Origin of the sequence: Amycolatopsis sp. MtRt-6 (assembly GCF_017308975.1) — a bacterium.
In the GTDB taxonomy this organism is placed as follows: Bacteria; Actinomycetota; Actinomycetes; order Mycobacteriales; family Pseudonocardiaceae; genus Amycolatopsis.
The window spans coordinates 153,027-166,658 of record NZ_JADWPD010000019.1; the positions used below are offsets into that span (position 1 = coordinate 153,027).

Annotated in this window: 15 protein-coding genes and 1 pseudogene; 6 read left to right on the plus strand and 10 right to left on the minus strand. The window is 69.8% G+C overall.

Translation table 11 applies throughout. The features are described 5' to 3' along the window. The first annotated feature begins 68 nt into the window (after positions 1 to 68). The 3 genes from I4Q55_RS29155 (at position 69) to I4Q55_RS29165 (ending at position 4,313) form a co-directional block, all read left to right on the plus strand. On the plus strand, positions 69 to 2,006 hold the full coding sequence (locus I4Q55_RS29155; RefSeq protein WP_206792040.1) for an ATP-dependent endonuclease: 1,938 nt from the start codon (positions 69 to 71) through the stop codon (positions 2,004 to 2,006). Then, positions 2,003 to 3,664 carry a UvrD-helicase domain-containing protein gene (locus I4Q55_RS29160; RefSeq protein ID WP_206792042.1) on the plus strand — a complete coding sequence of 554 codons (1,662 nt, stop codon included), beginning with the start codon at positions 2,003 to 2,005 and terminating at the stop codon, positions 3,662 to 3,664. The genes I4Q55_RS29155 and I4Q55_RS29160 overlap by 4 nt, the downstream gene beginning before the upstream one ends. 202 nt (positions 3,665 to 3,866) lie before the next feature. Continuing rightward, a complete protein-coding gene (locus I4Q55_RS29165) occupies positions 3,867 to 4,313 on the plus strand; it encodes a helix-turn-helix domain-containing protein (RefSeq protein WP_206792044.1) in 447 nt (148 codons plus the stop codon). Between the two features lie 130 nt (positions 4,314 to 4,443). On the opposite strand, the gene I4Q55_RS29170 is transcribed toward I4Q55_RS29165, so the two are convergent. The 8 genes and pseudogenes from I4Q55_RS29170 to I4Q55_RS29205 form a co-directional block, all read right to left on the minus strand. Further along, a complete protein-coding gene (locus I4Q55_RS29170; protein ID WP_206792046.1) occupies positions 4,444 to 4,707 on the minus strand; it encodes a hypothetical protein in 264 nt (87 codons plus the stop codon). Further along, positions 4,704 to 5,801: a fatty acid--CoA ligase family protein gene (locus tag I4Q55_RS29175; RefSeq protein WP_242546989.1), complete on the minus strand. Its 1,098-nt coding sequence runs from the start codon at positions 5,799 to 5,801 to the stop codon at positions 4,704 to 4,706. Before I4Q55_RS29175 ends, I4Q55_RS29170 begins: the two co-directional genes overlap by 4 nt. Then, a pseudogene (locus I4Q55_RS51010) lies at positions 5,699 to 5,914 on the minus strand (AMP-binding protein); the annotation flags it as partial. The pseudogene I4Q55_RS51010 and the gene I4Q55_RS29175, both read right to left, overlap by 103 nt. A 411-nt stretch (positions 5,915 to 6,325) precedes the next feature. Continuing rightward, entirely contained in the window at positions 6,326 to 6,940 is a 615-nt protein-coding gene (locus I4Q55_RS29185) for a DJ-1/PfpI family protein (RefSeq protein WP_206792048.1), read from the minus strand. A gap of 2 nt (positions 6,941 to 6,942) precedes the next feature. Continuing rightward, complete coding sequence (locus tag I4Q55_RS29190) at positions 6,943 to 7,638, minus strand: alpha/beta fold hydrolase (RefSeq protein ID WP_206792049.1); 696 nt, start codon at positions 7,636 to 7,638, stop codon at positions 6,943 to 6,945. Continuing rightward, entirely contained in the window at positions 7,635 to 8,417 is a 783-nt protein-coding gene (locus I4Q55_RS29195) for an ABC transporter ATP-binding protein (protein WP_206792050.1), read from the minus strand. Before I4Q55_RS29195 ends, I4Q55_RS29190 begins: the two co-directional genes overlap by 4 nt. Further along, on the minus strand, positions 8,417 to 9,460 hold the full coding sequence (locus I4Q55_RS29200; RefSeq protein ID WP_206792051.1) for an iron ABC transporter permease: 1,044 nt from the start codon (positions 9,458 to 9,460) through the stop codon (positions 8,417 to 8,419). Before I4Q55_RS29200 ends, I4Q55_RS29195 begins: the two co-directional genes overlap by 1 nt. After that, positions 9,438 to 10,472: an ABC transporter substrate-binding protein gene (locus tag I4Q55_RS29205; protein WP_206792052.1), complete on the minus strand. Its 1,035-nt coding sequence runs from the start codon at positions 10,470 to 10,472 to the stop codon at positions 9,438 to 9,440. Before I4Q55_RS29205 ends, I4Q55_RS29200 begins: the two co-directional genes overlap by 23 nt. Positions 10,473 to 10,544: 72 nt before the next feature. On the opposite strand from I4Q55_RS29205, the gene I4Q55_RS29210 reads away from it, so the two are divergent. Beyond that, complete coding sequence (locus tag I4Q55_RS29210) at positions 10,545 to 11,492, plus strand: GlxA family transcriptional regulator (RefSeq protein ID WP_206792054.1); 948 nt, start codon at positions 10,545 to 10,547, stop codon at positions 11,490 to 11,492. A 33-nt stretch (positions 11,493 to 11,525) separates the two neighbouring features. Here I4Q55_RS29210 and I4Q55_RS29215 read toward each other — a convergent pair whose 3' ends face one another. After that, complete coding sequence (locus tag I4Q55_RS29215) at positions 11,526 to 11,978, minus strand: sigma factor (RefSeq protein WP_206792056.1); 453 nt, start codon at positions 11,976 to 11,978, stop codon at positions 11,526 to 11,528. 87 nt (positions 11,979 to 12,065) lie between these two features. Between I4Q55_RS29215 and I4Q55_RS51015 the strand changes: the two genes are divergently transcribed. Further along, on the plus strand, positions 12,066 to 12,350 hold the full coding sequence (locus I4Q55_RS51015; RefSeq protein ID WP_374194496.1) for a zf-HC2 domain-containing protein: 285 nt from the start codon (positions 12,066 to 12,068) through the stop codon (positions 12,348 to 12,350). On the opposite strand, the gene sigC is transcribed toward I4Q55_RS51015, so the two are convergent. Then, positions 12,233 to 12,802: an RNA polymerase sigma factor SigC gene (gene sigC, locus I4Q55_RS29225; RefSeq protein WP_206792059.1), complete on the minus strand. Its 570-nt coding sequence runs from the start codon at positions 12,800 to 12,802 to the stop codon at positions 12,233 to 12,235. The genes I4Q55_RS51015 and sigC overlap by 118 nt on opposite strands. 77 nt (positions 12,803 to 12,879) lie before the next feature. Here sigC and I4Q55_RS29230 point away from each other — a divergent pair, with 77 nt between their 5' ends. Next, positions 12,880 to 13,596: a zf-HC2 domain-containing protein gene (locus I4Q55_RS29230; protein ID WP_242546946.1), complete on the plus strand. Its 717-nt coding sequence runs from the start codon at positions 12,880 to 12,882 to the stop codon at positions 13,594 to 13,596. Positions 13,597 to 13,632: the final 36 nt, after the last annotated feature.

Genomic DNA, 13,632 nt, shown 5'->3' on the forward strand with positions numbered 1-13,632 from the left:
GTGGGCAAATCCGAATCGGTCGCCAAGGCATGTGGTGACTGCGTACTTCGCATGTGGATCCGCGTCTAATGAGAATTATTACCTTAAGGCTGAGCAACTTCCAGTCTTTCGGCCCGGAGCCGACGACGGTCGCGCTGGAGGACGTCACTTACGTTCTCGGTCCGAACGGGGCGGGAAAGACGGCGGTGCTGGAGGCGCTCTCGCGTTTATTCAGCCCGCTTGCGGCGCAACGCAGGGTATGCCTCGACGACTTCCACGTGCCCGTCGGTCAGAGCGCGGCCGATGTGCGGGACGGCAGCCCCACTCTATGGCTCGAGGTGGACTTCGAGATCCCGGAGTCGGGAGCCGATGGCCAGCACGCCTCGGTTCCACCAAGTTTCTCGCACATGGCGATCGAAACCGCCGAGGGGATTCCGCGGATCCGCGTCCGCCTCACCGCTGAGCTCGCGCCGGACGGTGTCATCGACGAGCGAATCGAGTACATCCTTGAGGTGGACGAATCGGGCGAGCCGGTCAAGCGGGCCGACATGTCGCGCTACGATCGGGCCCACGTCGAGGTGCACTACCTCCCGGCGCGGCGTGATCCAACGGAGCATGTCGCCTACACCAGCGCGTCGTTGATCGGCCGCACACTTAGAGCGACCGACTGGACGCGAGAGCGAGCGACGCTCGGCGAACTCACGAAGGAGATCACGACGGCGCTGGTCGCCAACACGACCGTGTCGAGCATCGGAGTGCAGCTCGCGGACGAGTGGCGCGGACTGCATCGTGGCGTCTTCTTCAAGGACCCGGCCATCGCCTTCGGACGCGGGGACCTGGATGGAGTACTCCGCCAGCTAACCCTCACGTTCTCCCCGTCCCACGACGGGGAGCCACTGCCGTTCGAGCGGCTGAGCGACGGGCAGAAATCACTGCTGTACATCTCGCTGGTACTTGCTTGGCACAGGCTGGCGCGGCGAGTAGTTGCAGGTGAGGAGGCATCGATCGATCCCGATCGTCTCCGTCCGCCGGTGCACACGGTGATCGCTCTCGAAGAACCCGAGAACAGCCTCGCTCCCCAGTATCTAGGTCGCATCATCCGTCAGCTGCGCGGCGCGTGCGGCGAAGGTGACGTGCAGGCTCTGATCGCGACACACGCACCGACGTTGCTGCGCCGTGTCGATCCCGGATCGATTCGGTTCCTGCGCTTGGACGCGAACCGCCGGACGACGGTGCGCCAGATCGTCCTGCCCGAAGACGACCAGGCTGCCGCTAAGTACGTGCGTGAGGCGGTCGAGGCGTTTCCCGAGCTGTACTTCGCCCGGTTGGTCGTACTGGGCGAAGGTGACAGTGAACAGGTCGTCCTGCCGCGGGTTCTGGCGGCGAAAGGTATCGCCGAAGACGACGCGTCGGTTGCGGTTGTGCCGCTTGGCGGGCGTCATGTTAACCATTTCTGGAGACTGCTCAACGAGCTTGAGATCCCGCACGTCACGTTGCTCGATCTGGACAGTGGTCGCCATCAAGGCGGCTGGGGGCGCGTGCGCAACGCGTACAAGCAGATCAACGCGATCAAGCCGGGGACCTACACCGACGAGAAAATCGAGGATATTCCGGCATGGAAAGCCGATCAGGCTTTCCCTGCGTACAACGATCCGGACTATCCGAACGGGTGCGGTCCGATCCAGGCTCTGGAGGCGCGCGGAGTGTTCTTCTCGAGCCCGGTCGACTTGGATCTGATGATGCTCGAGACATACCCCGAAGCCTACGGCGTCGAGGCCGGCGAACCGGATCCCCAGGTGATCGTGGCGGTGCTGGGGAAGAGCCACGTCAATGAGCACCGTCTCGGAGAAGGACTTCTGAAGCTCTTCGACACCTACCACACCAAGTTCGACCTCAGGAGCAAACCTGCGACTCATCTCTCTGCGCTCGCGACCTTGACCGACGAGGCGTTGATGGAGCAGCTCCCTGGGGTGCTCATCAGGCTTACGGAGCGCGTTCGCGCGCGGCTCGCGGAGTTGCCGGAATGATCCGCGTGCAGTACTGGCAGCCAGCGGGCGGACTGGTCCTCGAGCCCAACGCCTTAGCCGCCGTCAAGGCGACCGGGCAGAACGTCGTCGTTGCCGCTGGGCCTGGAGCAGGCAAGACCGAACTCCTTGCTCAGCGAGCCGACTTCCTGCTACGTACGGGGCAATGCCCGTACCCGCGCCGGATCCTCGCGGTCTCTTTCAAGGTCGACGCCGCTCGCAACCTGCGGAGCCGGGTACGGCTGCGTGCCGGCGCGCAACTCGCCGCCAGGTTCGACAGCTTCACCTTCCAAGCGTTCGCCAAACGCCTGATTGACAACTTCCGGCCGGCCTTGGCGGGGTCGAACGCCCTCGCACCGGACTACCGCATCGACGCCTATGACCGGGTCCCGGGCGAGCGGATTACGTTCGCTGACCTGGTACCGCTCGCGCTCGAGATCCTCGGGGCCAACCGGTATGCCCGGGGCGGTATCCGTCAGACGTACAGCCACGTGTTTCTCGACGAGTTCCAGGACGCAACCAAGGAACAGTACGAGCTGGTCAGGGTGGCCTTCGGTGAGTCGGGGGCGGAATTGACCGCGGTCGGTGACGTCAAGCAGCGGATCATGGCATGGGCCGGTGCGCTGGACGGGGTGATGCGGACCTACGCTGACGACTTCGCGGCCCAAGCTCTCCCGCTGCACCAGAACTTCAGGTCGGCGCCAGTCCTGCGGCGGATGCAGAACCGCATGATCGCGGAGATGGATCCAGCCGCGGTCAGCCCCGCCGAAGACCTCGCCGGGGACGAGGGCACCATCGATGTGCTCGCCTTCGACAACGAATTCGACGAGGCCCTGGCGGTAGCCGACCTGATCGAGGGCTGGCTTGGTGACGGAGTCTCACCGAGCGAGATCGCCGTCCTGGTCCGCAACCTTCCCCACTTTGTCGCCGCGGCGCTCAGCGCGGAACTGACCAAACGCGGCATCGCGGTTCGCAACGAGCAGGAGAGCCAGGACCTCTGGGCGGAGCCGGCTGCGTCCCTGGTGTTCAACTTCATCAGGGTCGTCGCGGATGACCGGCAACCCGACGCCTACGCCGAGCTGATGCGGGTGGTCAACCGTTCGAGCGCTTCCGAAGACGAAGCGTCACGCTTCGACAGCCGGCTAAAGCGGCTGCTGCGCAAGTCGAGGGCCGAGGTTCGCGATCCGGCGTTCGACGGAGCTGCCTCGGCATCTTGGATCGCCTTGGTCGCCGAGTTTCTCGACCTGGTTTCCCGTCCGGTTCTGATCGCGCTGTCGCCGAGCTACCAGCAGTCTGATCGTCTCGGCGACGTCCTGAGTCAAGCGCTCGAAGCTTTCGGTAAGGCACTCGCCGTCGACGGGGACGCCGTTGAGGCTCTGAAGCGGCTGTCCGAATTGGACGCTGTAAAGATCGTGACTGTCCACAAGTGCAAGGGGCTTGAGTTCGAGAAGGTCGTGGTACTCGGCGTCGAAGAGCAGCTCTTCTGGGGAGATGACCCCACAGAAGTCATGTCCGCGTTCTTCGTAGCCGTCTCTCGTGCCAGGAACCATTTGGTACTGACCTGGGCCAAACATCGCGAACGTCCTGCCGGCTATACGAAGAAGTGGTACGAGTACAGAACAAAACACCAAGAGTTCATCGACTTCGCTGACGGTGACTAGCGTTCTTCGAGTAGCGGCCCGAGGGCGGGACAGTAACGCTGAAGCGTTCATCGCGACCGGATGTCAGGCCGAGAGTCGCCTGTGAAGACAGTCCAGCTGGTACCGCCCCAGTCTGCGGGGGCCTGTGGGCTCCAGAAAGTCGGTTCGTGGATCTGACCTGCGGTGATGGGCGCGTTCGATGGGCAGAGCATGATCGCCAGCCATGGCGCTGCGGTTGCTCTACTTGATCTTCCTCCGGTTGGTGAGCCTACTGGTGTTTGTTGGGCGCTCATCGGCGTCGAAGGACGTCGAGCTGCTCGTGTTACGCCACGAGGTGGCCGTGCTGCGCCGAGGCAATCCGAAACCTCGCCTGAACTGGACTGACCGGGCTGTTCTCGCCGCGCTGGTTCGGCTGCTGCCCCCCGGGCTGCGGGCACACCGGTTGGTCACCCCGGGCACGATCCTGCGCTGGCACCGGCGCCTGGTCGCCGGGAAGTGGACCTACCCACACCGAGCGGGCCGTCCGCCCGTCGACGAGGCGCTCACCGAGCTGATCGAACGGATGGCCGGGGAGAATCACCACTGGGGGCACAAGAGGATTCAGGGGGAGCTGGTCATCCGCTGCTGCTCCGCCGACGTCGGCGACGCCGAGCGCGGCCGCGGCGAGTGATACGAGCGGCGGCATCCCGGCTTGGGTGTGGATCCTCATCGCCGTGGTGGTCGTGGCGGCCGCGGTCGTCGTCGGGCTGCGGCTGCGGCGGACCCGGGAGTAGCGCGTGAGGGCCGGGCATGCCCGGCCCTCACGACAGCTCAGACCGGCGTCCCGGCCGCGCGCGCAGCGCCCGCCGATCGATCTTGCCCGCCGGGCCCAGCGGCAGCGACGGCAAGACCAGCAGCCGCTCCGGAAACTTGCGTGGCTCCAGGCCGTGCAGTTCGAGGTAGGTCACGAGTTCGGGCAGCGTCAGCGGTGTATCCGTGGCGATGCAGGCGCAGAGCCGTTCGCCGAGCATGGGGTCCGGTACCGGCACGCAGGCGACGTCGCGGACCGCCGGGTGGGTGATCACGATTCCTCGATCTCCGCGGGGCTGATGTTCAGGCCGCCGCGAATGACGACGTCCTTGAGCCGCCCGGACACCACGAGATAGCCGTCGGCGTCGAGGTGGCCGAGATCGCCGGTCCGGACCCACCCGCCGGGGGCGCGGTAGCGCGCGTTCAGCTCGGGCGCGCCGACGTAGCACAGCGGTGACATCGGGCCGCGCGCGAGGATTTCGCCGGTCTGCCCGGCCGGGACGTCGGCGAGCCGGTCGTCGACGATGCGGACCTCCGCCACGCCCGGGCTGGGGCGCCCGGCGGTCGTCGCCCGTTCCGGTGGGTCGTCGAGCGCGGTGTGGCAGCTGACGCCGTCGGCCGAGCCGTAGAGGTTGAGGACCGGGCACCCCAGTGCTTCCCGGCCGCGTCGCGCGGTCGGCTCGTCGAGCACCGCGCCGCCGACGACCGCGGCGCGCGGGCTGGAGGTGTCGGTGCCGGCCAACTCGGGCCGGTCGGCGAGCCGGCGGAGCATCGTCGCGACGCCCAGCAGGTGGGTCGGGCGGGTGCGCTCGATCAGCTCGAGCGTGCGGACCGGGTCGAACTTCGGCTGCAGGATCAAGGTCGCACCGAGTGTCGCGAGGGTGACCGAGGTCCCGCTGCTGCCGAACGCCGACGCCAGCGGCACGAGGAACAGGTTGCGCATTTCGGCGGGGTCGCCGTCGGACAGGCCCGCCATCATGGTGCCCCGGCCGCCCGAGAGCGCGTTGTGCGAGTAGGCGACCATCTTCGGCTCGGCCTCGGAGCCGGACGTGACGAGGATGCGCGCGGCTGAGCCCGGGTCGAGGCGGACCGGCCGGAAGCCGACCGCGTCCGCCGCCAGCAGGGCGTGGACCGGGACGCAGCCCCGCGGGGTTTCGGTGCCGACCGCGACGACGCGCGTAGTTCGGGGAGCTCGGCGGCGAGTGTGCGGATTCCCTCCGCGCAGCCGTAGTCGCCGTGCCGGACGACGGTGACGACGGCGACGGCACCGGAGCGGGCAAGGAGGCTGGCCGCGTCTCGTTGACCTCGGCCGACGGGGTAGGGCAGGGAGACGGCGCCGAGTGCGGCGATCGCGAGGTCGGCGGCGCAGGCCAGCCGTCCGTTGGGCAGCTGCACGGCGACGACGTCGCCCGGGTCGACCCCGAGCCGGGCGAGGCCGGTCGCGAGGCGGCGGGCCATGTCGTCCAGTTCGGCGTAGGTCACGTCGCCGTCGGCGTCGATGACCGCGATCTTGTCCGGCTGGTCGGCGGTAGGCCGGTGTCGCGCGGGTGCGGGGCACGGTGGTCACGAAAGCCTCCAGGGGTCTCCAGAGCGGGACAGCCGTGGGTGTCGCGGCCGAGGACGGCGGCCATGCGGGGATCCGCCGGCAGGGCCGCAAGATCTTCGGTGACGTCGACGTCCGGAGCGGGCCGGGCTGCCGTGCGGCCGCTGCGCAGGAGTTCCGCCGCCGCGCCGCAGGTCGACGGCTTCGGGATCTTCGGCTCCGGCGCCCGCGAGGTACTTGCGAGACTGCGAGCAGTGCGGCTTCGGCGACGCTTCCGGCGTAACGGTGGGCGCCAGCATGCCGCCGAGGCTTGCGGCCACTGCCTCGGGTTCGGGATCGGAGGGCACGGCCTACGCCGGTCCGGCGCCGCGGGCGAACGGATCCCACGTCGGGTCGGTGTGCACCTCGAGTTCGAGGTAGTTGGCGACTTCTTCGGCGACCTCTGCGCCGTGCAGGTGCCGGATGAGCGCGGCGGTCATGTCCATGCCGGCGGCCACTCCGGAGGACGTCCACCGGTTGCGGTCTTCGACCCACCGCGCCTGCCGGACCCACTCGATGTTCTCGCCGTGGGTCGTGACCCAGTCGAACGCGCGCTTGTTGGACGTCGCACGGCAGCCGTCGAGGAGGCCCGCGGCCGCGAGCACGGCCGAGCCGGTGCACACGGACGTGATGAGCGATGCGCGGCCCGCGTAGCTGGCCAGCCAGGCCAGAAACAATGAGTCTTGCACCAGCGACCGGGTGCCGCGGCCGCCGGGGACCAGCACAATGTCGGGCTCGGGCGGGGTGTCCCGGCTGTCGGTCACCGACACCTGGATCCCCGGCGAACTGGCCACCGGGCTGCCGTCCGGACCGACGAACCGGACCTCGAACAGCTCCGGCGCGGCACCCAGCAGGTCGACCGGGCCGAACACGTCCAGCAGCTGAAACCCCTCGAACAGGATGACGCTGACGCACCGTTTCGCCATCGTCACAACCTATCCGCGAGTGCGTGCTTGGTCGCTTCGAGATTCAGGACGTGCAGGTCGTGCCCGCCGCCGGGCACCACTCGGACGGTGTAACCCCCACGCTGCAACCGGTCCTGCAGATCGGGCGGCACGACCCGCGAGGGGTCGGCTACGACGACCAGGGACGGGACCACAGGTTCCTCCGGGGGCAGCAGCGTCGCCAGCGGGAAAGCCGGCGCTTCCAGGTGAGCGAGGTCGAACAGCTTCACCGCACGCAGGGCCTGCTCGACGTGGGCACGGCTGAAGCCGGGCAATAGCGGCGCGAGCTCCTCGACGCTCATCCAGGATCCGTCCGGACGCTGCGGGGGAGTGATCTCCAGGTCGTCCGGGATGATCCACCCAGGATCGAGGTAGACGGCCTGCTTCGGGGCCAGCCGCTCGGCCGCGAGCGTCAGGGACCGGCCGCCGAGCGAGTGGCCGATGACCAGATCCAGCCCGGTCGGCAGCGTCTCGACCAGGTCGCCGGCGAGGTCTTCGGGCGTGTAGCTGTCGGCGCGTTCACTCTGGCCGTGCCCGCGCTGGTCGACGAGCGTCACCGTGTAGCCGTGGCCGGCGATCCACGGCGCCAGCTCGAACCAGGTGCCGCTGTCACCGGTGAGCCCGTGGATCAGCGCGGCGCGCTTCGGGCCGTCGCCGACGTCGGTCGTCCACAGCTTCATGTTCGGTCCTTCCCTCCGAGGGGTGCGGTCAGCAGGTGCGGGCGTCCGGTGAGCGGGTGCCGCATGAGCTGGGACCGGACGCCGAACACCTCCGTGGTCAGGTCGTCGGTGAGGATGTCCCGCGGTGGACCCGACGCGACGAGCCGGCCGGCGTGCAGGACCGCGGCGGTGTCGGCGTAGGCGAGTGCGTGGTCGAGGTCATGGAGGACGGCGACCCGGGTCAGGTCGAGCGTGGCGAGGAGCTCGAGGAAGTCGAGCTGGGCTCGCGGGTCGAGGTGGTTGGTCGGCTCGTCCAGCAGCAGCGTCGACGCTTCCTGCGCGAGGGCCCGGGCCAGCAGGACCCGTTGCCGTTCGCCGCCGGACAGGGTGCTGAACGCCCGGTGCGCGAACTGTGCGGCACCGGTCCGCTGCAGCACCTCCGTGGTCGCTTGCCGGTCGGCCGCGCGTTCGGCGGCCCACCACGGCAGGTGGGCGTGGCGCCCGGTGCCGACGACTTCTTCGGCAGTGAGGCCAGTGCCAGCGTCCTGGAACTGCGGGACGACCGCCCGGAGCCGGGCAGCTTCCCGCGGCGGTACCGCGCGGACGTCGCGGCCGCCGATCAGGACCGTGCCGCCAGTGGGACGAACCGCCTGGTAGATCGCGCGGAGCAGCGTCGTCTTCCCGGAACCGTTCGGCCCGACGATCGCGAGGAACGCACCGTCCGGGATGACCAGGTCGACGTCCCGCACGATCGGGTCGCCGCCGAGCTTGACGGTCACGGATTCGAGGTCCACGCGCATCAGCGGGCTCCTTCCCGCTGCATGAGGAGCAGGAAGAACGGCCCGCCGACCAGCGCCGTGAAGATCGTGAGCGGGAACTCCTGCGGGGCGCCGACGGTGCGGGCGACGAGGTCGACCGCCACGAGGAACACCGCGCCGAGCAGCGCCCCGACCGGGAGAACACGCCGGTGGTCGGCGCCGACGAGCAGCCGGGCCGTGTGCGGCACGATCAGCCCGACGAAGCCGACACCGCCAGCGAGCCCGACCGTGACCGCGGTGCACAGGGCGGCTACCAGCAACAGCAGCAACCGGACCCGACGCAGGTGGACCCCCACCGCGACCGCGCTGTCATCGCCCAGCGACAAGGCGTTCAGCGCGCGTCCCTGGGTCAGCAGCCACAGGACACACACCAGGATCACCACGACCGGAACCGGCAATGAATCCCACCGCGCCCCCGAGACCGAACCGAGGGTCCAGAACAGGATTCCGCTCAGCTGACCGGGCTGGGCTTGCAGCTGCACGAAACTGGTGGCCGCCGCGGCGACGTAGCCGAGGGCGACACCGGCCAGGACGAGCCGGTTGTCGGTGAACGCCCCGCGCCGCTGGGCGAAGGAGAACACGAGCGCCAGGACCAGCGCCGCCCCCGCGAACGCGCCCGCCGGCACGCCGAGGCCGAGCAGCACGCCACTGCCGGCGACCATGACGAGGACCGCCCCGAACGACGCGCCCGAGGAAACGCCGATGACGTAGGGATCGGCGAGCGGGTTCCGCACCAGACCCTGCAGGGCGATCCCGGACACGGTCAACCCGGCCCCGGCCGTCACCGCCGCGATCACCCGCGGAATGCGGTACTCCCACACGATCGTGAGGTGCAGCGTCGACGCGGGGTCGCCGATTCCGGCCTTCGCGAGCAGAACGCGCGCGACGTCGCCGACCGGCACCGGCACACTGCCGACACACACCCCGAGCACCGCGACCGCGACCAGAGCGAGCGCGAGTGCCGCGACCCAGGTGCCGGTCGATACCCGGGCGCGGCGCGGGTCAGAACGCGTCAGGGTGGGCAACTCGAGCCACCTTCGCGACCGCGGCGGCGTTCGCCGGACCGAAGTACAGACCGTCGTGGACGACGACGTGGCGCTTCGCCTTCGAGGCCGCCCAATCCGGGTGCGCGGCGAACGTCTTCGCCGCCAGGGCGTTGGCGTCCACACTGGAATCCCCGAAGATCACGAGGACGTCCACTGTGGCCGCGGCGAGCTGTTCGGCGCTGACCGTGCCGGACGCCTCGTGCTTCTGGCCGGCGAAGGCGTTCTTCACCCCGGCCCGGCTGAGCACGTCGTCGACGATGCCGCCGGTCCACACCGCGGGCGTGCCGTCCGCGGTCGCCCCGGGGCTGACCACCAGGCCGGTGACGGTCGTCTTGCCCTTGATCGCGTCCGCGGTGCGGGCGAGCTGCTGCTTCGCGTCCTCGATGGCGGCCGCGGCCTTGTCTTCGACGTGGAAGAGCTTGCCCAGCAGGCGGAGGAAGTCGAAGCTGCCTTCGATGCCGATGGTCTCGTAGTGCTGTTTCTGCTCGGCGGTGGCGCCGGGATCGCCGTTGGCGCAGTTCGCCGGGTTGACCAATGTGTTCGCGCCCGCTGAGGCCAGTTCATCGCGGGTGGCGAAGCCGGAGTTCTTGTCGAACCCGCCCGACCACGTCGAGACGACGAGATCCGGCTGCAGGGCGAGCAGCTGCTCCGCCGGCACGTCGAAGTTCTGGTTCAGGGTCAAACCGGCCTTGGGCAACGCCGCGACCTTCTCCGCCAGCGAAGGGACGTCGGAGACGCCGTAGGACTGCATGTTCGCGATGACGTGGCCGTCCAGGCCCAGCACCACGAAGGACTCCGCCTCGGCGACCGACGTGCCGTTCAGGATCACCACGCGGGAGGGCGTCTTGGCGAACGTCTCGGTCCGTCCGCAGTTCTCGATGGTGACCGCCGGGCCACCGGCGTTCGACGCGGACGAGACCGGCGTCGAGCAGCCGGCCAAAACCGTTGCGGTGACGCCAATTGCGGCCGCCAGAACTTGTTTTCTGCTCATCGGTTCCCATCCTCGGAAAGACGCGTTCCGCCGGCAAGCGGCAGGACTGCACGATTGCGATAGATTTCTGCCATGACGCTCGCGACGGAACACCGCATCGCCGTCCTCGCGCTGGACGGGGTGGCGCCCCTCGAAGTCGGCATTCCGTTCCAGGTCTTCGATTGCCGTGGCCTGCCTTACGAACTGGCGCTGTGCGGCCGCGACCGCAGTCCGGTCGCCACCGACAGCGGCTGGGAAATTGCCGTCACACACGGCCTCGATGCAGTGGTCGCGGCGGACACCGTGATAGTTCCGGCGTTTCGCGATTACTTGGCAGGGGCGCCGGACGACGTCGCGGCCGCGCTCCGGGAGGCGCACCGGCGCGGAGCCCGGATCGCGTCGATCTGCACTGCCGCGTTTGCGCTCGGTTCGGCCGGGCTGCTCGACGGACGCCGCGTGACCACGCACTGGCGGTGGGCCGAGGAGTTCGCGAAGCGTTACCCGGAAGCGGAAGTCGACCCGGCCGCCCTCTACGTCGACAGCGGCGACATCCTCACGTCGGCGGGCGTCGCCAGCGGCATCGACCTGTGCCTGCACCTGCTCCGCCGCGACCACGGCGCCGCCGTCGCGAATGCCGTGGCCCGCGACATCATCGCCGCCCCGCACCGGGAAGGCGGGCAGGCGCAGTTCATCGACCGGCCGCCGGTGACCACGGACCGGACCGGGCTCGGCGCAACGCTGGAATGGGCGTTGACGCGCCTTGCGGAGCCGCTCACGGTGGCCGATCTGGCCGCCCACGCCCGGATGTCAGCTCGAAGTTTCGCCCGGAACTTCGCGGTCGAGACCGGGACCAGCCCGATGAAGTGGCTCAACTCCGCGCGCGTGAACCAGGCACGGGAGCTCCTGGAGACCACGGCCACGAGCGTCGACGACATCGCCGTCCGGTGCGGCCTCGGCACCCCGGCCAACTTCCGGCAGCACTTCCGCCGGGCGACCGGGACCACGCCGAGCGAGTACCGGCGGGTGTTCGCCACGGGTTGAGCGGCGTCGAAACCGTCGCGCTGCAGGAGAAAATCACACGGCGTTGTCGCGCTCGGTCCGGGCGGCGAGGAGGTCTTCGCGGGCTCGGGCGACGCGGGCGCGGATGGTCCCGATGGGGCAGTCACAGACCTCGGCGGCTTCGGCGTAGGAGTAGCCGAGGAGCTGCGTGAGGGTGATGGTCTCACAGCCGCGGGGACGGGTGGAGCGAGCGCGGAAGTGGTCGGCGACCACGCGGCGTGCGATGGACAGCAACCAGGTCCGTGGGGCGGAGCGGCCCGCGAACGTGGGCAGAGCGGTGATGGCTCGGATGTAAGTTTCCCGGGTGAGGTCGTCGGCGGCGGAGGTGCCGGCGAGATGAGCGGTGAACCGCCAGACATCGGCCTGGGTCGCGCGAATCCACGCTTCGAGGGCTCGGTGGTCGCCGCGGGCGGCGTCGAGCGCGAGTGCGGTGATCCGCTCGTCGTCGCGGTCCCTGCCGGTAGTCATGAAGCGAACCGTATTGGGCGCCCTCTCCCCTCGGGACCGCCTCTCGGGTGGTGAGCGCACGCGCGAAGAAGACATCGGACCCGGGAAGTGCTCTCGGCCGTGACCGACGGTGAGGCGGCACCCGGCGAGGAGACCGCCGCCGAGCTGCACCTCGCGCGCTGCCCGGCCTGCCGGTTCGCCGCCATGGGCATGGTGGCGTTGACGCGGTGGCTCCGGGTCCGTCCTGTGCTACGCCTCCGTGGCGTGAACCCGGCTTATCCGCCGACGGCGTCGGGCTCGTCCCGCGCGGTCAGGAGGTCTTCGCGGGCGCGGGCGACCCGGGAGCGGATAGTGCCGATGGGGCAGTCGCAGACTTCGGCGGCTTCGGCGTAGGAGTACCCCAGCAGCTGGGTCAGGACGATCGCTTCGCGGCGTTCCGGGTCGAGGCCGTCGAGGAGCAGGCCCAGCTCGACGAGGTCTTCGAAGCCCGCGTTCGCCCGCCGGGCCGACTCGGCTTCGACGGCGGTCTCCCAGTCCTGCCCGCCGGACCGGGGGCGCACGGACCGCGCGCGGAAGTGGTCGACGACCACGCGGCGGGCGATGGACAACAGCCACGTCCGGACGGACGAGCGTCCCGCGAACCGCGCCAACGCTGTGACGGCCCGGGCGTAGGTCTCCTGGGTGAGGTCGTCGGCCGGCTCGGCGCCGGCCAGGTGGGCGACGAACCGCCAGACGTCGGCCTGGGTCGCGCGGATCCAGGCCTCGAAGGCTCGCTGGTCGCCGCGGGCGGCGTCGAGCGCGAGTGCGGTGATCCGCTCGTCGTCGCGGTCTCTGCCGGTGGTCACGAACCGACACGCTAGCCGATACCGGTGGGAACTCCAGCGGCCCGGTGACCGACTATTGGAGTGTGAACTGCTCTGACTTGCGTGAATCGCTCTCGGCCCGGATCGACGGGGAGCAGCCCGTGGTGGCCGACGACGTGCTCGATCGTCACCTGGCCGGGTGCCCGGAGTGCCGGGCCTGGCAGGAGCGAGCGATCGCGTTGCGCCGGATGACCCTGATCCGGGAAGCACCGGCGGTGCCGGACCTCACGGCGCGGATCCTGGCCGAGGTGCCCGCGCCGCGGCCGCAGCCGTGGCGCCTGCGGGTGGCCCTGGGCCTGGTCGCGCTGGTGCAGAGCGGCCTCGGGCTGGCCGAGCTGACGGGGGTCGACGTCGGCCACGCCGTGCACGGCGGGCTGGCCGCCGCCCACCTCGGCAACGAAAGCGCGGCCTGGAACGTCGCGGTCGGCATCGGGCTGCTGTGGGCGGCGTTGCGCCCGTCGGCCGCGGCCGGCCTGCTGCCCGCCCTCGGCGGGTTCGTGGTGGTGCTCGGCATCGTTTCCGGGTTCGACCTGTCGACCGGGCAGGTGGCGGCCGGCCGGGTGGCCTCCCACGCGCTGGTCGTCGCCGGCGTCGCCCTGCTCTTCGCGGTGCGACGGCAGCACGCGCGGCAGCCCGCTCCGCCGTCGGCTGACCGCGTACCCGCGCCGGAGGACGGTCGGACCGGCCGATCCGACGACGAGGTGGCCGGCGGTCCGCCGGGACAGCCGCAGCAGCGCCGCTTCCCCCAGTTGCCGACCGGCCGCCGGGCAGCCTGATAACGGCGGGAACCGAACCGGCCCGGCAGCCGACTA